This is a genomic window from Phenylobacterium sp. CCH9-H3 (genome assembly GCF_001557235.1).
Taxonomy (GTDB): domain Bacteria; phylum Pseudomonadota; class Alphaproteobacteria; order Caulobacterales; family Caulobacteraceae; genus Phenylobacterium.
Genome location: NZ_LSJI01000062.1, coordinates 18,184 through 36,110, shown reverse-complemented (window position 1 = coordinate 36,110; position 17,927 = coordinate 18,184). Strand labels below are relative to the sequence as shown.

Genomic DNA, 17,927 nt, shown 5'->3' with positions numbered 1-17,927 from the left:
CAAGACGGGGCGGCGGTAAGGCGAAAACTCGCGCTATGGTTCGGCGTGCGCCGTTTGAGTCCCCGCCCCGCCTCCGCCTTGGCCTTCCTGGCCGTGATCCCCGCCGCCGGATCGGCCGAGGCGGGCGAGATCGCCTGCCGCTTCGAGCGCGGGGTCATCACCGCGCCCGCCAGCGTGGCGGGCATCGCTGGCGACTACATCATCGACACCGGCGCGGCCCAGACGATGCTGCATGAGACCAAGGCCCAGGCCGAGGGGATCGCCGACACCGACGTCACCGGCGACGTGCGCCTCGCCGGCGTGAGCGTGAAGACGCTGCCGCTGAAGGTGGCCGATCTCGACGGCCGCACATGGAACCTGCCGACGCCCAGCGCAGGGGTGATCGGCGCAGACGCCTTGCGGGGCTTCGTGGTGGACGTGGCCTACGCCCCGTGCCGTCTGCGCCTGTCGCGGCCCGGACAGGCGCCGCGGTTAGCGGGACGGACGCTGCGCCTGGGCTGGGACCTGGGCCGCCCCACGGCACAGGCTTCGGTCTCGGACGACGCGCACGAGGTCTCGGGCCGCTTCGTGATCGCCACGGGCGGCGACGTTCCGGTGCGGCTGGCCGACGACCTGGCCCAGGCCCCCGGCGCGCGGGAGACGAGGGAGCTGTATCCGGCGGGCGTCTGGATGGCGCGCCTGCCGCAGGTCCGGTTCGCCGGGGCGACCGGGCGCGACGTGGCCGCGGGGCTGATGACCCCCGAAGGCGACGTGGCCGGCGTCATCGGGGGCGCGGTGCTCGCCCACTTCCGCCTGAGGTTCGATTTTCCTGCAGGTCGCCTGCTGGTCCAGCCGGTTCGGTAGCCGCAAACGAAAGAGCCCCGGATCGCTCCGGGGCCCCTCGAACTCTGTTTGGCGCCGCAGCCTAGTGGGCGACGTTCCGCCAGATCCGGCGGTAGCTGAAGTACAGCAGCACCGTGAAGATCAGCAGATAGACCATGGCGCCCAGGCCGAACTGCTTGCGCTCCATCATCTTCGGCTCGGCGGCCCAGTAGAGGAACGCGGCCACGTCCCGCGCCTGCTGGTCCACCGTCGACGGCTTGCCGTCGTCGAAGGTCACCTTGCCGTCGGCGAGGGGCGGCGGCATGGCGATCACCCCGCCGGGCGGCACCTTGTGGTGGTCGCCGGTCCAGGCGCTGGTCAGGTCGCCCGCCATCGAGACGTTGTAGTATTGGCCCGCGCTGACGGTGAGCCCGGCCGGCGTGGCGCGATAGCCCGTGAGAAGCGAGTAGAGGTAGTCAGGACCGCCCGTCCGCCCCTTGGCGATCACCGACAGGTCCGGCGGCATGGCGCCGCCGTTGGACGCCTTGGCGGCCGCCTCGTTCGGGAACGGCGACGGGAACCGGTCGGCCGGCGTGGCCGGGCGCTGGATCGCGTCCCCCGTATCCGAGTCGATGTCGTTGACCTGGATGTCCTTGGCCAGCGACTTCACATACGGGTTGTCGTTCGGGTTCTTGTATTCGGGATCGTAGAACGGACCGCCGGGCTCACCCAGGTTGCGGAACGACAGCATGCTCATCGCATGGCAGGCGGCGCAGACCTCGCGGTAGACCTTGTAGCCCCGCTGGAGCTGGGCGGTGTCGAACTTGCCGAACGGGCCGTCGAACGACCACGCGACCGTCTTCAGCACCGGCGTGGGGTGGGCGGCGAGCGCGGGGCCTCCGAGGAAGGCGAGCCCCAGCGCCGCGAGCGCGATACCTTTGCGCAGCATCTTCAGGCTCAGCCCCTCTTTTCAGGCGACGCCGTGGCGCCCGCAGGCGTCGTGGCGGGATGCGACAGGACAGGTTCCGAGATCGATTCCGGCACCGGCAGCGGCTTTTCCGTCAGGCCGAGCACCGGGAGGATGATCCAGAAGTAGGCGAAGAAGTAGAGCGTGGCCACGCGGCTCAGCCAGACGAAGCTGTTGATGTCCGCATCCAGCAGGATCAGGCCGCTGGGCTGGGCGATCACCGGATCGTCGGGCAGCTGGCCGCCGCAGTAGCCGAGGACCAGGGCCGCCAGGATGAAGATCCAGAAGTACAGCTTGGCCTGCGGGCGGTAGCGCATGGAGCGCACCTTGGACGTGTCCAGCCAGGGCAGGACGAACAGGGTGGCGATGGCGCCGAACATCAGCAGCACGCCGCCCAGCTTGTCCGGCACCGCGCGGAGGATCGCGTAGAACGGCAGGAAGTACCATTCGGGCACGATGTGCGCGGGCGTCACCAGCGGGTTGGCCGGGATGTAGTTGTCGGCGTGGCCCAGGACGTTCGGATTGTAGAACACGAAGCTGGCGTACAGCAGCAGGAAGACCGCGATCGCGAAGCCGTCCTTCACCGTGTAGTACGGGTGGAAGGGCACGGTGTCGTTCTCGGACTTCACGTTGACGCCGGTCGGGTTGTTGTTCCCCGGCACGTGCAGCGCCCAGATGTGCAGGACCACGAGGCCCGCGATCACGAAGGGCAGCAGGTAGTGCAGCGAGAAGAACCGGTTCAGCGTCGGGTTGTCCACCGCGAAGCCGCCCCACAGCCAGGTGGTGATCGGCGTGCCGATGATCGGCAGGGCGCCGAACAGGTTGGTGATCACCACGGCGCCGTGGAAGCTCATCTGGCCCCAGGGCAGCACGTAGCCGATGAAGGCCGTGGCCATCATGGCGAGGTAGATCAGGCAGCCCAGGATCCACAGCACCTCGCGCGGCGCCTTGTAGGAGCCGTAGTAGAGGTTGCGGATCATGTGGATGTAGACCGCCAGGAAGAACATCGAGGCGCCGTTGGCGTGCATGTAGCGGATCAGCCAACCGTAGTTGACGTCGCGCATGATGCGTTCGACCGAGGCGAAGGCGTAGTCCACGTGCGGCACGTAGTGCATGGCCAGGACGATGCCCGTGACCAGCTGGATGCCCAGCATGAGCGCCAGGATGCCGCCGAAGGTCCACCAGTAGTTCAGGTTCTTCGGGGTCGGGAAGCTGATGGCCGTGTCATACGCGAAGCGCACGATCGGCAGGCGGGTGTCGAGCCAGCGCTCGATGCCGGTCTTCGGCTCGTAGGTGGAATGTCCGCTCATCGGGTTCAGCCCACCTTGATCTTGGTGTCGGACAGGAAGGCGTAGGTCGGCACTTCCAGGTTCTTCGGCGCGGGACCCTTACGGATGCGGCCGGAGGTGTCGTAGTGCGAACCGTGGCACGGGCAGAACCAGCCGCCGTAGTCGCCGCCGCCGACCGTGGGCACGCAGCCCAGGTGCGTGCAGGTGCCGACCAGGACCAGCCACTCAGCCTTGCCGGGCTTATGGCGCTCTTCGTCCGTCTGCGGATCGCGCAGGGCGGCGTGGTCATCCTTGACGGCCGCGGCGATCTGCTCCGGCGTGCGATTGCGCACGAACAGCGGCTTGCCGCGCCACTTCACGACCACCTGCTGGCCGGGCTCGACCTTAGTCAGGTCGAACTCGATCGAGGCGAGCGCCAGCGTGTCGCCAGCCGGGTTCATCTGGTCGACCAGCGGCCAGACGACAGCCACGGCGGCGCCGGCTGCGGCCGCGCCAGCGGCGATATGGATGAAGTCGCGACGGCTCGGGTCTGCGCCCGGAGCGTGCGGGTCGGGAGTTGCGCCCACGACGGTGTCGGCCACCTTGAAGCTACCCTTCGAATAGAGGCCCTCACGACGCGCCGGAGGACCTTTAAGCTTGCGGCTCGCGCCAGGTGTGCTGGAGGAACCGGTTCCGAGAGCGGTCGGGGGCTGAGCACGTTACACGGAAGAATGCGAACGACCTGCCCGCCAACCCGCGATTCGTGCCCCTGCGCCCCGGCCACGCCCGATGGCGAGAGGCCTTAGAATGCGTTTGGCCCTTTTTCAACCGGACATTCCGCAAAACCTGGGCGCCGCCATCCGGCTGGCCGCCTGCCTAGGCGTTCCGCTGGACGTCATAGAGCCCTGCGGCTTCCCCTTGAGCGACGCCGCGATCCGCCGCGCGGCCATGGATTATGCGGCCATCGCACAGGTGCGCCGGCACAGCGGCTGGGAGGCCTTCCGCGGCGATCCGGCGCGGTCTGGACGCCTCGTCCTGTTCACGACCAGGGGCTCGAGGCCCTTCCACGACTTCGCCTTCCGGCCCGATGACGTGCTGCTCTTCGGCCGCGAAAGCGCCGGCGTTCCCGACGACGTGCATGCCGTGGCCGACGCACGGCTGCTCATCCCGCTGGCGCCGGGCGCACGCTCGCTGAACCTCGTGACCGCCGCAACGCTGGCGCTCGGCGAAGCCTTGAGGCAGATCAACGCCTTTCCGATCGCCGAACGAACAGACTAGCCCGATGTCCAGCCTGCCTGCCGAGATCCTCACGCGCCGCGCGCGCGCCAAGGAATGGTTCGAAAGCCTCCAGCAGCGCATCTGCGCCGAGCTGGAGCGACTGGAGGACGAGGCCCCGCCCGAACTCTACCCGGAGCCCGCCAGCCGCTTCGAATTCAAGCCCTGGACCCGCGAGACCGGCGTCGGCGGCGGGATCGGCGCCTTCTTCAAGGGCCGCCTGTTCGAAAAGGCCGCGGTCCACACCTCGGCCGCCCTGGCGACGTTCTCGCCCGAGATGGCGGCCCAGATGCCGGGGGCGGACAAGGACCCGTCCTACGTCTCGGCCAGCATCAGCCTGATCGTCCATCCGCGCAGTCCGCGCGTGCCGACGGTGCATATGAACACCCGCTTCCTGTCGACCGCCGAGAGCTGGTTCGGCGGCGGCGCCGACCTGACGCCCGTGCTGGACGGGCAGCGTAGCCAGGACGCGGACGATGCGGTGCTGTTCCACGCCGCCATGAAGGCGGCGTGCGATCCGTTCGATCCGGAGTGGCACCCGAAATACAAGGCCTGGTGCGACGAGTACTTCTTCCTGCCGCACCGCAACGAGCCGCGCGGCGTCGGCGGCATCTTCTACGACCGGCACAATTCCGGCGACTTCGAGAAGGATTTCGCCTTCACCCGGGCGGTCGGCGAGGCGTTCCTGGACGTCTATCCCCGCATTGTCCGCCATCGGATGAGCGAGCCGTGGGGCGAGGCCGAGCGCCAGGAACAGCTGGTCCGCCGCGGCCGCTACGTGGAATTCAACCTGCTCTACGACCGCGGCACGATGTTCGGGCTGAAGGCCGGCGGGAACATCGAGACCATCCTGTCCTCTATGCCGCCCCTGGTGGCCTGGACCTGAGCGGATGCCGACCCTCGCCGAACGTCTGGGGTACGGCCCCGACGCCAAGCTGCTGATCGTCAACTGCGACGACCTGGGCTCCAGCGCCGCGGCCAATCGGGCGACCGCCGCGGCCCACGCCGCCGGCGTCGCGACCAGCGCGACCCTGATGGTCCCCTGCCCCTGGGCCCTGGACGGCCTGCGGTCGTTCAAGGGCGGGATCGGCGTTCATCTGACCCTCACCTGCGAATACCCCGGTTACCGCTGGCGCAGCCTGACCGGGACCGCCTCCCTTCACGACAGCGAAGGCTACATGCCCGCGACCGCCCAGGCGGTCTGGGCCGCCGCGGACCTCGATGCCGTCCGCGCCGAATGCCGGGCGCAGGTGGATCAGGCGCTGGCCTGGGGTGTCGACGTCACCCACCTGGACGCGCACATGGGCACGATGCAGGTCGACCGGCGCTATTTCGGCCTCTTCGTCGACCTGGCCGCCGAATACGACCTGCCGCTGCGGATGTTCGGGTCGCGGGCGGAGGCGGAGCTGGGTTTCCCGGGTCGGAGCCTCGCCGCCGACCGGGGCCTGGTGTTCCCCGATCATCTGACCACCACCTGGGGCCGGCCGGCAAAGGCGGCGTTCGCCGACATCCTCGCCCGGCTGCGGCCGGGGGTGACCGAGGTCTATGTCCACCCGGTGGAGGATGGCCCGGAACTGCGCGCCTACGACCCCGACCATCCGCAGATCCGTGTGGATGATCTGGCGCTCATGACCGATCCGGAGACGCCGGCGATGATCGCGGCGGCGGGCGCGACCCTGATCAGTTTTGCGCCGCTCCGCGACCTGCAGCGCGGCGCGAAATGAGCCTCATCCGCCCCTATCGGCCGGACGACCTGTCCGCACTGTACGAGATCTGCCTGAAGACGGGCGACAATGGCGCCGACGCCACACACCTCTATTCGGATCCGCGGATCATCGGTGAAATCTACGCCGCGCCCTACGCCGCCCTCGAGCCGGCCCTCGCCTTCGTCGCCGAGGACGATAGCGGCGCGGTGGCGGGATACATCCTCGGGACCGCCGACACCCGCCCGTTCGAGGCGCGTTGCGAGGCGGCGTGGTGGCCGGCGCTGCGCAGCCGCTATGCCGACACCGCGGACGTGCCGCCGCCGGACCGCACGCGCGACGAATGGGACGCCTTCCACATCCACCATCCGCCTTCGGTCCCGCAACCCGTCGTCGACGCCGCGCCGGCACACCTGCACATCGATCTGCTGCCGCAGCTTCAGGGCCGAGGCGTGGGCCGGGCGTTGATGGACCGGTGGCTGGAAACCGTCGGGGGTCGCGCCCACCTAGGCTGCCAACCCGCCAATCACCGGGCGCAGCGGTTCTACGCGCGCTATGGCTGGCGGCGGCTGGAGGGCGTGGGGCCGAAGTCCGTGGTGTGGATGACCTTTGGCGTCTAAGGCGCCGCCAGCCGGCGAGCGCGCAGGGCGGCGCCGGCCAGGCCGAAGCCGACGATCATCAGCGCCCAGGTCGTGGGCTCGGGCACAGGTCCGGGGCTGGACGGGCCGACATAGGTCACCTCGACGCCGCCCAGGTTGAAGTCTGTCTCGGCCAGGGCCTCGCCGAAGTTGGTGGGCGACCACAGCCGCAGGGACCCGCCGCCATAGCTGTAGGCCATGAAAGGCGTCTCCAGGTCGCCGGGCATGCCGGCGCCAATGACCATCGCACTCAACTCGTTGTCGTAGTTGGAGGGATTGGTCCCGCGGGCTGACAGCCAGGTCCAATAGTTGTCGGTCGAGCTGGCATAGCCGTAGTCGGCCAGGTCGAGATCGAGGGTCACGCCATCGATGGTGATCGAGGCGCTGAGGATCGGGTTCAGGCCGCCAGACTGCACCACCATGTCCTCGCCCGCCGTCGTCACGCGGACGCCGAGGGCGGTGTCGTAGACGAAGGTCACCGACATCGACTTGTAGGCCAGGCTGCTGTCGGGGGGCCCGAACAGCCCCGCGTAGTCGTAACCGCCGAAGTCCGTGGACCCGTAGAACGTCGCCATCATCACCGCCGCCGAGGCCGGCGACCCGGCTACAATCGCGGCGCCCAAGGCGCCGGCCAGCATGTTCGAAACCCGCATTGGAAACCCCGCCCCAACAAATGACATTATTCATGTCAATACAATCGGAGACATGGGTTTCGTCAAGCGCACTCGCGAATGAGGCGAGTGGTCAGCCCTGCAGGAAGCGGTTGATCCAGGCGCCGACACGAGCGCGGTCGTCGGAGCCGTCGTAGCTGGCGACGGCGCGGTCGGCCTCTTCGTCGCCATAGACCTTGCCTCGCCGCGCCTCGATCAAGGCCCGGGCGTAGGCCGGCTCGAACTCGGGATGCAGTTGCATCGAGATCGCCGGCTGGTCGCGCCACGCCAGGGCGCCCAGCGGCGTGAAGGCGCTGGCGGCGATCACCTCGGCGTTGGGCGGCAGCTCGACCACCTGGTCCTGGTGGGACCCCGGCAGGCGGATGGCGGGCGGGCCGTCCATCCAGGGCTCGGCGCGGAGGACGTGGTAGTCCTGCTGGCCGATCGCCCAGCCCTTGGGCGACTTGATCACCTGGCCGCCGAAGGCCTGGGCCATGGCCTGGTGCCCGAAGCAGATCCCGACCAGCTTCGTGCGGCCCTTGGCGGCGCGCAGCCAGTCCAGCAGCTCGCCGATCCACGGATCGCTCTCGTAGACCCCGGCCGCCGAGCCGGTGACGATGTAGGCGGCGCAATCCTGCGGCGCGGATGGCAGTTCGCCCTCGTCCGCCGCATAGACCCGCCAGTCGTAGGCGTCCGGCCCCAGCAGACGCATGAACATGTCGGGATAGGTCCCGAACTGCGGGATCGCCGGCTTAGGCGGCCGCCCGGTTTTGAGAATGCCGACCTTCAATAGACCATGCCCTGGGCCACGGCCTTGAGCTTCTCGATGATCGACAGCTTGTCGTCGAGGAAGTCGTTGTCGACCCACCAGTCTTCGACCTCGCGGATCACCTGGCCGACCAGCGGGCCCTTCGGCACGCCGGCGTTCATCACCTCGTCGCCGGTCAGGGGCAGGGTCGGCGGGCTCCAACCGTCGGCCAGCGCGATCAGTCCGCGCCATTGCATGGTCGTGGCCGTGCGGGCGGCCGCCGCCCAGGCCAGCTTGGCGCGGTCGCGGAAGGTCCCCTGCCCGCCCCGATAGACCTCCCGCCGGATCTCGCGCGGGCTCATCCAGCTCTTGAGGACCGGCATCGGCGACAGGGCGGCCACGATGCGGTCGCGGTCGGGGTTCGACAGCCGCAAGCGCTCGGCCAGCCGGGCGGCCGCCATCTGGTCGTTCGGCAACAGGGCGGCCAGACGCAAGACCGGATCGTTCTCGAACAGCTGGTCGCCTTCGATGCCGCAGAGCGCCTCGAAGCGGTCCAGGTCGGCCGGCAGCTTGAGCACGACCTCCAGGACCCCCGTCTCGGCCATCAGCCGGACCGAGGCCCGGGGGTCGTCGGCCGCCAGCAGCTTCAGCAGCTCCTTGGAGATCCGCTCGGCCGCCAGGTTGTCGATACTGTCCTTCAGGGCGGCGCAGGCCGTAACGGCGGCCGGATCGGCGGCCCCCTTTCCGAACCAGGCGTAGAACCGGAAGAAGCGCAGGTTGCGCAGGTGATCCTCGCGCAGCCGCTGCTCGGGCTCGCCCACGAAGACGATGCGTCCGGCGCGGGTGTCGGCCACCCCATGCCCGGTGGGGTCGAAGATGCCGCCATCCCGGCGGGCGTAGAGGGCGTTCAGGGTGAAGTCGCGGCGCCCGGCGTCCTCATGCCAGTCGTCGGTGAAGGCCACGGTGGCGCGGCGGCCGTCGGTGGAGACGTCGCGACGCAGGGTGGTGATCTCGTGCGGTAGGTGGTTCGAGACGGCCGTGACGGTCCCGTGCTCGATGCCGGTGGGCAGGGCGCGGATGCCCGCCGTCTGGAGCGCCGCCGTGACCTGCTCCGGCGTCAGCCGGGTGGCGATGTCGATGTCGTCGATCGGCCGGCCAACCAGGGCGTTGCGCACACATCCCCCCACGAAGCGGGCGCAGTCGGGCCCGCCGGCCGCCTCCAGAGCGTCCAGGACCGCCGCCGTCGCCGGCGCGGTCATCCAACGGGGCTGGCCCAGGCTGTCGGTCATTTGGGTTCGAAGTGGCCTTCGGTGACGCGCCCGTCCGGACGGACTTCGCCCGGCACGTAGCGCTCTGCGCGATTGTCCCTATGGAAGACCGCGGTCGCCATCAAGGACAGGCCGATCAGCGCGCCGGCCACCGCGATCAGCCAGGGCCAAGGCGTCGAACCCATGGGCCTGCCCGTGCGACGCGCCCAGGCCGCCCACAGGAACCACAGCAGGAACGGAACGGCCGCCAGGGCCACGCGGCTCAGCACCAGGCTAAGCAAGCGACGCCCCGTAGAGTCGCTCGTAGAGCGCGCGCAGGATGCCGGCCGTCGCGCCCCAGATGTACCGCTCCTCGTGGGTCGTCGCGTAGAAGCGGCGCTTCTCGCCGGACGGCAGCTGGCCCTCCCGCTCCTCGTAGTTCGACGGGTCCATCAGGAAGCCGAACGGCGTCTCGAAGATGTCAGCCACCTCGTCGGGATTGGGCTGCAGCGTGAAGCCGGGCCGCACGAACCCGACCGCCGGTGTGATCAGATAGCCGCTGCCGGTCTGGTAGGGGGTGGAAAGCCCGATCAGGTCCACGAAATGCGGCGCCAGCCCCACCTCCTCGTGGGCCTCGCGCAGGGCGGTCTCCCACGGTCGCTCGCCCGGATCCTGGCGCCCGCCGGGCAGGGCGACCTGGCCGGTATGGCTGCGCAGGGTGTCCGAGCGGCGGGTGAGCAGTACGTTGACCCCGGCCTCGCGCTCGACGAGGCCGATCAGGACGGCGGCCGACTTCAGCGGCCCGGCCGCGGCGTCAGCCCAGCCGCCGGGCGTCAGGTCGAAGTCCGAGCGGCGCTGGCCGCCCTCCACCGCGTGGTCCTGAAGCGGGTCCAAATGTTCGGCGATCCAGTCGCGCAGCCCTCGCGGCGAAAGATGGTTCACGTCTGCGCCTCGGCGGGTCCCAGCGGGAACCACGCGCCGTTCGAGACGACACCCAGCATCCGCCCCTCCGGCGTCTCCCGCTCCTCGGCCATCTCGACCAGTTCGTAGAAGACCGGCCGGGCGACCAGCGCCTCCAGCCCCCGGCGGACGTGAAGGTAGGGCCGCGGCTCACCGTCCTCGCCCAGCTCGACGCGCAGGGCGTGCTCGGGACCGGCCTCCACCTCGTCGCCGACGTTGGTGACGAAGCGCAGCGCCTCCCCCTCCCGATCGACCCGGACGGCGATGAAGGGCGCGTCCTCCACTTCGATGCGCATCTTCTCGACCGGCGTGACCAGGTGGAAGCCGTCGGGGTCCTTGCGCAGGACTGTGGAGAACAGCCGCACCAGCGCCTCGCGGTTGATCTGGGCGCCCTCGTGCAGCCAGCGCCCGTCGCGCTTGATGACGATGTCGATCTCGCCGCAGTGGGCGGGATTCCACAGATGTACGGGCGGCAGACCGCGGCCCGGCGCCTGCTTGGCCGCCGCCGCTATGCCGTCGAGACCGGACTGGGAAGAAACCTCCGCCATCGCCGGAAGGTAGGCGTCGGCCGGAGTCGGCTCAAGCGCGACGCGGGCGGAAGGGCTCAGCGCGGCCGAACCGGACCGCTGAGCGCAAGGTCGCCGAAGCTGCGGGCGAGGACGCGCCGGGCGTCCACCGGGCCGGGCAGGATCACATCCGGGGCGATCGCGAAGCCGACGCGCTGGAAGTACGGGAGATCGCCCACCAGCAGGACCGCAGGCTCGCCCGCCGCCTGGGTCGCCGCGCAGGCGCGTTCGACGAGTTGGGCGCCCAGACCATGGCGCCGCTCACTCTCCTCGACCGCCAGCGGACCCAGGAAGACCGCCGGCTGGTCGCCGACGCTGACGCGCCACATGCGCACCACGCCGACGACCTTGTCGGCCTCAAGGGCGCAGAAGGACAGTTCCGGCGCGAAGGTGGCGAACTCGCGGACGCGCTCCGAGACCTTGGCGAAACGGCCGGGCCCGAAGGCGCGGTTCAGCAGGGCTTCGACCTCTGCGCCGTGCGCAGGGGTCTCGTTGACGAAGATGAGCTCCGGCGGGGGCCGGTCGGGCTGGAGGGACATGGACCGATCTCTAAAGGCGAAGGACGACGTTTCGGCGTCGGGCGAACGCCCGGCGCCGGTGCGGGTTCGGCGGCGGTTCAGGCCAGCGGACGTCGTCGCATCGAAAGGCCCTCCGGGCCGTGGATCGGAGGCGCGCAGATAGGGCCATCGCCCCCTCGCGTCAACGCCGTTGCGACGATGTGCGGCGCAGGGCAGGTTCGCAGGCCTTCAGATGGTCGACCTTTCCCCGCCCGACGAGCCCGTCCCTTCCGCCCGCGCCCTGCTGAAGGAGCGCGACTACCTGCTGTTCTGGGGCACCCGCTGGACGGGCAGCTTCGCCAGCCAGATCCAGAGCGTGGCCATGGGTTGGCAGATGTACGCCCTGGCCCGGCTGGACCGGTCGGTGGAGGAGAGCGCCTTCCTGGTCGGGATGATCGGGCTGGCGGCCTTCGTGCCCGTGTTCCTGCTCACCCTGCCGGCCGGCGAGGCGGCGGACCGGTACGACCGCAAGAAGGTGCTGCTGCTCTGTCTCTCGGGGGAGATCGTCAGCGTGCTGGTGCTGGCCTTCGCGACCGTGAACGGTCACGCCTCGCCCGCGCTGCTGCTGGTCGTGGCGGCGCTGTTCGGAGCCAGCCGCGCCTTCTTCGCCCCGGCGAACACGGCGCTCGGGCCGATGCTGGTCCCGCGCAAGCTGCTGCCGCGGGCCATCGCCTGGAACTCGCTGGCCTGGCAGACCGCCTCGATCGCCGGGCCGGCGGCGGCGGGCCTGCTGGTCGCCCGCTCGGCCGAGACGGCCTATTTCACCACCTTCGCCCTCTACGGCCTCTCGGCAGTGCTGGTGTTCAGCATCCGCGCCAACGCCAAGCCGGAAACCAACCCCGGGTCGCGCTGGCAGCTCGTCAAGGAAGGCCTGGCCTATGTCTGGCGGCAGAAGATCGTCTTCGGCGCGATCTCGCTGGACCTGTTCGCGGTGCTGCTGGGCGGGGCGACGGCGCTGCTGCCGGTCTTCGCGCGGGATGTGCTGCACGTCGGCGCAGAGGGTTTCGGCCTGCTACGCGCCGGGCCGGCCATGGGCGCGACGGCCGTGGCGCTGTGGCTCGCGGCCAACCCCATCCGGTCGAAGGCCGGGCTGTTCATGTTCGGGGGTGTGGCGGTGTTCGGCATGGCCACCGTCGTGTTCGGCCTGTCCAAGTCGCTCTGGCTGTCGGTGGCGGCCCTGGCGGTGCTGGGCGGGGCCGACATGCTGAGCGTCTTCGTCCGCCAGACCCTGGTCCAGCTGGTCACGCCCGACCACATGCGCGGGCGGGTCGCCTCGGTCTCCTCCGTGTTCATCGGGGCCTCCAACGAGCTCGGCGAATTCGAGAGCGGCGTCGTGGCGCGCATCCTCGGCCCCGTCGGCGCGGCGGTGTTCGGCGGGGTCGGCGCGGTGATGGTCACCGGCCTCTGGGCCAAGCTGTTCCCCGACTTGCGCCGGGCCGATCGCCTCGAATAACTGTCGCCCATTCATTTTAGGGAGATTGACGGTCATGGGCGCATTGGACGGCAAGGTTGTTCTGGTTACCGGTGGCGGCAACGGCATCGGCCGTGACTGCGCGCTGATCGCAGCGCAGGAAGGCGCGAAGGTCGTGGTCAACGACCTGGGCGCCGGGCTGAAGGGCGACGATGCGGGCTCCGCCGGCCCCGCCGAGGAGGTCGCGGCCCTGATCCGCGCCAATGGCGGCCAGGCCGTCTCGAACTCCGACAGCGTGACCGACCTGGACGCCGTCTACGGCATGGTCGAGCAGGCCAAGAAGGAATTCGGCGGCCTGCACGCCGTGATCAATCCCGCCGGCATCCTGCGCGACGTGATGTTCCACAAGATGACCGAGGCCGACTGGGACGCGGTGATCGCGGTCCACATGCGCGGCTCCTTCAACGTGGCCCGCGCCACCATCGAGCTGTTCCGCGAGCAGAACGACGGCGCCTACATGTTCTTCACGTCCACCTCGGGCCTGTTCGGCAACATCGGCCAGGCCAACTACGGCGCGGCCAAGATGGGCATCGCCGGCCTCTCGCGGATCATCGCCATGGAGGGCGCCCGCAACAACGTGCGGTCCAACTGCCTGGCGCCTGTCGCCTGGACGCGCATGACCCAGTCGGTGCCGATCAAGGACGAGGCCGCCGCCGAGCGCCGCAAGGTGATGGCCGAGAAGATCCGCGCCGACCAGCCGGCCCGATTCTCCGTGGCGATGGTCAGCCCCGAGGCGGCCCACGTCTCGGGCCAGATCTTCGGCTCGTCGGGCGAGAACATCATCCTCTACTCGCAGCCGCGGCCCATCGAGACCGTCACCAAGGAAGAGGGCTGGACGGTGAAGTCGATCCTCGAGGAAGCTGTGCCGAAGATGGCGCCGAAGTTCTTCGACCTGAACCGCGCCACCCTGCCCGGCGCCACCGCACAGAAGCAGCCGGCGTAAGCCTTCGGCCTCCCCCGCTGCCGTGGCGGTGGGGGAGATCGGCCGTCTGGCGCCGCCGTTGCGACGTGCTGTCGCATGAACGTCGGCCTGATCCATTTTGGCGCAACGCCCCGCAGCGCGGCCTACGCCGTCGCGGACGTCGCCCAGACGCCCGCCGGGCTGAGCATCACCGGCCAGGCTGCGCGGAACTTCCAGGTGTCCAACGTGCGTCCCGTGGCGCCGGTCGAGAACAGCGCCGAGGCCCGCGAACAGGCTCGCCGCCAGGTCATGGCCGAGCGCGGCGTCGACATGGTCTCGCTCTTCAAGCTGCCGCCGCAGCAGCGGCTGCAGGCCGAGGCCGCCATCCTGGCCGAAACCGCCCGCCGCACCGCGCCTCCGCCCGTCCAGGCCATGGGCGCCTTCGTCGACCTGCGCATCTAGAGCGCCGCCGTTTGGCGCGGGCGGGCGAACCGGCTACAGAACGCCCGCCATGTCGCACAACACCTTCGGCCACCTCTTCCGCGTCACCACCTGGGGCGAGAGCCACGGGCCGGCGCTAGGCTGCGTGGTCGACGGCTGCCCTTCGGGGATCGCCCTCTCGGAGGCCGACATCCAGCCGTGGATGGACCGCCGCCGCCCGGGCCAGGGCAAGTTCGTCACCCAGCGCCAGGAGCCGGACGTGGTCCGCATCCTTTCGGGCGTGTTCCAGGACGAGCGCACGGCCGGCCAGGTGACCACCGGCACGCCGATCTCGCTGATGATCGACAACGTCGACCAGCGCAGCCGCGACTATTCCGAGATCGCCCAGGCCTTCCGGCCCGGCCATGCCGACTATCCCTACTTCGCCAAGTATGGCGTCCGCGACTATCGCGGCGGCGGGCGGCAGTCCGCCCGCGAGACGGCGGCCCGGGTCGCGGCGGGCGCCATCGCCCGCAAGGTGATCGACGGCGTGACGATCCGCGGCGCGGTCGTCCAGATCGGGCCGCACGCCGTGGATCCCGCGCGGATGGACTTCGCCGTCACCGGCGACAATCCGTTCTGGGCGCCTGACCCGCAGATCGTGCCGATCTGGGAAGAGCATCTCGAACAGATCCGCAAGGCCGGCTCCTCCACCGGCGCGGTCGTCGCGGTGGAGGCCACGGGCGTCCCCGCCGGCTGGGGCGCGCCGCTCTACGGCAAGCTGGACGCGGAACTGGCCGGGGCCCTGATGTCGATCAACGCCGCCAAGGGCGTGGAGATCGGCGCCGGCTTCGCCTCGGCCGCGCTCTCCGGCGAGGAAAACGCCGACGAGATGCGGATGGGCGCCGATGGGCCCATCTTCCTGTCGAACAAGGCGGGCGGCGTCCTGGGCGGCATCTCCACCGGCCAGGCGGTGACGGCGCGCGTCGCCTTCAAACCGACGTCCTCCATCCTGTCCCTGCGCCGAAGCATCAACGAGGCGGGCGAGGAGATCGACCTGCGCACCAAGGGGCGGCACGACCCCTGCGTCGGCATCCGCGCCGTCCCCGTGGTGGAGGCCATGGTCGCCTGCGTCCTGGCCGACGCGTTCCTGCGCCATCGAGCCCAGACCGGCGGCGGCGCCTTCGCCCCTGGTCCATCCATCGGTTGAACAGGATCGCGCGGACTACTGCCGGGCGACCAACTCCCTGATCCGGAACCCGTTTCGCGTCGCATGACGTCGATATTCCGTTGACCGCCGAACGCGGGTCACCCTAATCCACGAAACCGGTTCGCCGGGCGCGCATTGCCCTTGCTCAACCCGGTTCGTCACAGTGGACAGCTAAGATCGCGCCGTGCGCTACGACCTCCTGAAGATACTTCTGGTGGACGACAACCACTACATGCGGGTTCTCTTGGCGGAGATCCTGCGCGCGATCGGCGTGCACTACATCTACGAGGCGAACGACGGAGCCGAAGGCCTGCAGATGATGCGGGACTATCCCATCGACGTGGTCATGACCGACCTGTCGATGCAGCCGCTGGACGGCATCGACTTCGTCCGCCTGCTGCGCAACTCGCCCGACAGCCCGAACCAGATGGCCCCGGTGATCATGATCACGGGCCACTCGACCTTCGCCCGGGTGAACGAGGCGCGGGACGCCGGCGTGAGCGAGTTCCTGGCCAAGCCGCTGACGGCGCGGGGGGTCATCGAGCGGCTGCACCAGGCCGTCGAACACCCCCGATCCTTCGTGCGCACGGAGGACTATTTCGGTCCCGATCGCCGCCGCCGGAACGATCCCAACTACGGCGGCCCGCGCCGCCGCAGCGGCGACACTCAAAAGCAGGTGGGTTGAGGGCTAGAGACTGAGCGCGCAGCTCTCCCCGATCGTGGGCCGCGAGACCACGATCCGGGAGAGGCCGGGGAACTTCACCCGCAGGCGTTCCGCGAAATAGAGGCAGATGTGCTCGAGGGTCGGGCGCTCCAGGCCGGGCTTTTCGTTCAGCAGGCCGTGGTCCAGCTCGCCTGCCACGCCCTTGAGCGCCGCCTCCAGGTCGGCGAGGTCGGCGACCCAGCCCACGGGCTCCTGCGTGTGGCCGCGGACCGTCGCCTCCACCTTGAAGGAGTGGCCGTGCAGGTTCTGGTAGGGCCGGTGTTCCGGACCCTCGGCGAAGTAGTGCGCCGCGTCGAATGTCGCGGCCTTGGTGATTTCGAACGTGGGCTGGTTCATCGCAAATCTAGTGGCTGCCGAAGCCCTGCAGGCTCTAGGCAATGCCGAGGTATTTGTGGGTTTGGACGCTTAAACGCCACCGGGGGTGTGCGAGGCAATAGGCGATCGCCGCTTCAGTGTTCGCGGCGCGGTCGGGCCCGTCCATCGGCTGCAGCAGGAAACGCTCGAAATCCAGGTGCTCGAAGCGCTCCGGGCGGGCCTTTTCCTGGGGGAAGACCAGCTTCAGCTCCTGGCCGTGGGTCTGCACGACGGGCGCGTCGGCCTTGGGGCTGACGCAGATCCAGTCGACGCCCGGCGGAACCGCCAGGGTGCCGTTGGTCTCCAGGGCGATGGAGAAGCCGCGAGTGTGCAGAGCCTCGATCAGAGCTTCGTCCACCTGCAACAGCGGCTCGCCGCCGGTCAGCACGACCAAGCGCTGGTCAGGCCCGCCGACCCAGGCCGCTTCGACGGCGCGCGCAAGCGCGTCGGCGTCGGCGAAGCGCCCGCCGCCCGGCCCATCCATGCCTACGAAGTCGGTGTCGCAGAACGTGCAGACGGCCTTGTCGCGGTCACGCTCCAGCCCGCTCCAGAGGTTGCAGCCGGCGAAGCGGCAGAACACGGCCGGCCGACCGGCCTGGCCGCCCTCGCCCTGGAGGGTCAGGAAGATCTCCTTGACCGCGTAGCTCATCCCATTTCGCCCCCCAACGAGGGCCGGCCTTCCGCGTCCCAGGCCTCATACCCCCGCTGGCGCAGCTCGCAGGCCGGACAGGTCCCACAGCCATAGCCCCAGGGATGCAGGGTCCCGCGCTCACCGAGATAACAGGTGTGACTCTCCTCGACGGTCAGGGCCACCAGCGGCTCGCCGCCCAGCCCCTTGGCCAAGGCCCAGGTCTGCGCCTTGGTGAGGCGCATCAGCGGGCTCTCGATGCGGAAGGCCTGTTCCATGCCGAGGTTCAGCGCGGTCTCCATCGCATCGAGCGTCGCGCGCCGGCAATCGGGATAGCCGGAGAAGTCCGTCTCGCACATCCCGCCCACCAGCACGTTCAGGCCCCGCCGGTCGGCCAGCGCCGCGGCATAGGTCAGGAACACGAGGTTCCGGCCCGGGACGAAGGTGGACGGCAGGCCCTTCTCCGTGATCTCGATCGCGCGGTCGGAGGTCATGGCCGTCTCGGCCAGGGCCCCGAAGCTCGCGATATCGATCATGTGGTCGTCGCCCAGGCGGGGGGCCCAGGTGGGAAACTCGCGCACGAAGCGCGCTCGCACCGCCTGTCGCGCCTGCAACTCGACGGCATGGCGCTGGCCGTAGTCGAACCCGACGGTCTCGACCCGCGGGTAGCGGTCGAGAGCCCAGGCCAGGCAGGCGGTGGAATCCTGGCCGCCGGAAAAGAGGACGAGAGCGCCGTCGTGCATCGGCCCCATATGGGCGGAAAGCGCCTTTCAGGGAAGCGACGCTAGGGAAGCTTGGGTGTTCCGGGCGCCACACTAGCCACCGCAATCCCTTAGCCG

The 17,927-nt window shown here is 69.7% G+C and carries 23 protein-coding genes; 10 read left to right on the top strand and 13 right to left on the bottom strand.

What is annotated here, in order from left to right:
- Window positions 1–54: 54 nt before the first annotated feature.
- Window positions 55–843, top strand: a complete 789-nt coding sequence (locus tag AX721_RS05640) for a hypothetical protein (RefSeq protein WP_156467025.1) — start codon at window positions 55–57, stop codon at window positions 841–843.
- Between the two features lie 61 nt (window positions 844–904).
- Here AX721_RS05640 and AX721_RS05635 read toward each other — a convergent pair whose 3' ends face one another.
- The 3 genes from AX721_RS05635 to petA are packed head-to-tail and all read right to left on the bottom strand — an operon-like array spanning window position 905 to window position 3,638.
- Entirely contained in the window at window positions 905–1,750 is an 846-nt protein-coding gene (locus AX721_RS05635; RefSeq protein WP_068875045.1) for a cytochrome c1, read from the bottom strand.
- Between the two features lie 8 nt (window positions 1,751–1,758).
- Window positions 1,759–3,078 carry a cytochrome b/b6 gene (locus AX721_RS05630; protein WP_068875044.1) on the bottom strand — a complete coding sequence of 440 codons (1,320 nt, stop codon included), beginning with the start codon at window positions 3,076–3,078 and terminating at the stop codon, window positions 1,759–1,761.
- Window positions 3,079–3,083: 5 nt separating this feature from the next.
- Window positions 3,084–3,638, bottom strand: a complete 555-nt coding sequence (gene petA / locus AX721_RS05625; RefSeq protein ID WP_068875043.1) for a ubiquinol-cytochrome c reductase iron-sulfur subunit — start codon at window positions 3,636–3,638, stop codon at window positions 3,084–3,086.
- A 205-nt stretch (window positions 3,639–3,843) separates the two neighbouring features.
- Between petA and AX721_RS05620 the strand changes: the two genes are divergently transcribed.
- Genes AX721_RS05620 through AX721_RS05605 form a run of 4 tightly spaced genes read left to right on the top strand, consistent with a single transcriptional unit; the run spans window position 3,844 to window position 6,634 of the window.
- A complete protein-coding gene (locus AX721_RS05620) occupies window positions 3,844–4,314 on the top strand; it encodes a tRNA (cytidine(34)-2'-O)-methyltransferase (protein WP_068875042.1) in 471 nt (156 codons plus the stop codon).
- Window positions 4,315–4,318: 4 nt separating this feature from the next.
- On the top strand, window positions 4,319–5,197 hold the full coding sequence (hemF, locus tag AX721_RS05615) for an oxygen-dependent coproporphyrinogen oxidase (protein WP_068875041.1): 879 nt from the start codon (window positions 4,319–4,321) through the stop codon (window positions 5,195–5,197).
- 4 nt (window positions 5,198–5,201) lie between these two features.
- Window positions 5,202–6,035: a ChbG/HpnK family deacetylase gene (locus AX721_RS05610; protein WP_068875040.1), complete on the top strand. Its 834-nt coding sequence runs from the start codon at window positions 5,202–5,204 to the stop codon at window positions 6,033–6,035.
- Window positions 6,032–6,634, top strand: a complete 603-nt coding sequence (locus AX721_RS05605) for a GNAT family N-acetyltransferase (protein WP_068875039.1) — start codon at window positions 6,032–6,034, stop codon at window positions 6,632–6,634. The genes AX721_RS05610 and AX721_RS05605 overlap by 4 nt, the downstream gene beginning before the upstream one ends.
- Here the strand turns inward: AX721_RS05605 and AX721_RS05600 are convergent.
- The 7 genes from AX721_RS05600 to AX721_RS05570 form a co-directional block, all read right to left on the bottom strand.
- A complete protein-coding gene (locus AX721_RS05600; RefSeq protein WP_068875038.1) occupies window positions 6,631–7,305 on the bottom strand; it encodes a PEPxxWA-CTERM sorting domain-containing protein in 675 nt (224 codons plus the stop codon). The two genes, AX721_RS05605 and AX721_RS05600, sit on opposite strands and share 4 nt — an antisense overlap.
- A 91-nt stretch (window positions 7,306–7,396) precedes the next feature.
- Window positions 7,397–8,092 carry a type 1 glutamine amidotransferase gene (locus AX721_RS05595; protein WP_068875037.1) on the bottom strand — a complete coding sequence of 232 codons (696 nt, stop codon included), beginning with the start codon at window positions 8,090–8,092 and terminating at the stop codon, window positions 7,397–7,399.
- The gene (locus AX721_RS05590; RefSeq protein WP_068875036.1) at window positions 8,089–9,339 is read right to left on the bottom strand and encodes a CCA tRNA nucleotidyltransferase; all 1,251 of its coding nucleotides are present in this window, start codon (window positions 9,337–9,339) and stop codon (window positions 8,089–8,091) included. Before AX721_RS05590 ends, AX721_RS05595 begins: the two co-directional genes overlap by 4 nt.
- The gene (locus AX721_RS05585; protein ID WP_156467024.1) at window positions 9,336–9,599 is read right to left on the bottom strand and encodes a hypothetical protein; all 264 of its coding nucleotides are present in this window, start codon (window positions 9,597–9,599) and stop codon (window positions 9,336–9,338) included. Before AX721_RS05585 ends, AX721_RS05590 begins: the two co-directional genes overlap by 4 nt.
- A complete protein-coding gene (locus AX721_RS05580; RefSeq protein ID WP_068875034.1) occupies window positions 9,592–10,239 on the bottom strand; it encodes a CoA pyrophosphatase in 648 nt (215 codons plus the stop codon). Before AX721_RS05580 ends, AX721_RS05585 begins: the two co-directional genes overlap by 8 nt.
- Window positions 10,236–10,805, bottom strand: coding sequence for a DUF1285 domain-containing protein (locus AX721_RS05575; protein ID WP_068875033.1), 570 nt, complete (start codon window positions 10,803–10,805; stop codon window positions 10,236–10,238). The genes AX721_RS05580 and AX721_RS05575 overlap by 4 nt, the downstream gene beginning before the upstream one ends.
- A gap of 56 nt (window positions 10,806–10,861) precedes the next feature.
- On the bottom strand, window positions 10,862–11,362 hold the full coding sequence (locus AX721_RS05570) for a GNAT family N-acetyltransferase (RefSeq protein ID WP_068875032.1): 501 nt from the start codon (window positions 11,360–11,362) through the stop codon (window positions 10,862–10,864).
- Window positions 11,363–11,573: 211 nt separating this feature from the next.
- Here AX721_RS05570 and AX721_RS05565 point away from each other — a divergent pair, with 211 nt between their 5' ends.
- The 5 genes from AX721_RS05565 (at window position 11,574) to AX721_RS05545 (ending at window position 16,067) form a co-directional block, all read left to right on the top strand.
- Window positions 11,574–12,833 carry an MFS transporter gene (locus AX721_RS05565; protein WP_068875031.1) on the top strand — a complete coding sequence of 420 codons (1,260 nt, stop codon included), beginning with the start codon at window positions 11,574–11,576 and terminating at the stop codon, window positions 12,831–12,833.
- Between the two features lie 34 nt (window positions 12,834–12,867).
- Entirely contained in the window at window positions 12,868–13,794 is a 927-nt protein-coding gene (locus AX721_RS05560; RefSeq protein WP_068875030.1) for an SDR family NAD(P)-dependent oxidoreductase, read from the top strand.
- A gap of 75 nt (window positions 13,795–13,869) precedes the next feature.
- Window positions 13,870–14,214, top strand: a complete 345-nt coding sequence (locus tag AX721_RS05555) for a hypothetical protein (RefSeq protein WP_068875029.1) — start codon at window positions 13,870–13,872, stop codon at window positions 14,212–14,214.
- Between the two features lie 49 nt (window positions 14,215–14,263).
- Window positions 14,264–15,382 carry a chorismate synthase gene (gene aroC, locus AX721_RS05550; protein WP_068875028.1) on the top strand — a complete coding sequence of 373 codons (1,119 nt, stop codon included), beginning with the start codon at window positions 14,264–14,266 and terminating at the stop codon, window positions 15,380–15,382.
- 184 nt (window positions 15,383–15,566) lie between these two features.
- Entirely contained in the window at window positions 15,567–16,067 is a 501-nt protein-coding gene (locus tag AX721_RS05545) for a response regulator (protein ID WP_068875027.1), read from the top strand.
- Between the two features lie 3 nt (window positions 16,068–16,070).
- Here AX721_RS05545 and AX721_RS05540 read toward each other — a convergent pair whose 3' ends face one another.
- From AX721_RS05540 to queC, 3 genes are read right to left on the bottom strand one after another with little or no spacing between them, the layout of a single operon-like run.
- The gene (locus AX721_RS05540; protein WP_068875026.1) at window positions 16,071–16,442 is read right to left on the bottom strand and encodes a 6-carboxytetrahydropterin synthase; all 372 of its coding nucleotides are present in this window, start codon (window positions 16,440–16,442) and stop codon (window positions 16,071–16,073) included.
- A 34-nt stretch (window positions 16,443–16,476) separates the two neighbouring features.
- Window positions 16,477–17,109, bottom strand: coding sequence for a 7-carboxy-7-deazaguanine synthase (gene queE / locus AX721_RS05535; protein ID WP_068875025.1), 633 nt, complete (start codon window positions 17,107–17,109; stop codon window positions 16,477–16,479).
- Entirely contained in the window at window positions 17,106–17,840 is a 735-nt protein-coding gene (queC, locus tag AX721_RS05530) for a 7-cyano-7-deazaguanine synthase QueC (protein ID WP_068875024.1), read from the bottom strand. Before queC ends, queE begins: the two co-directional genes overlap by 4 nt.
- Between the last annotated feature and the right edge of the window lie 87 nt (window positions 17,841–17,927).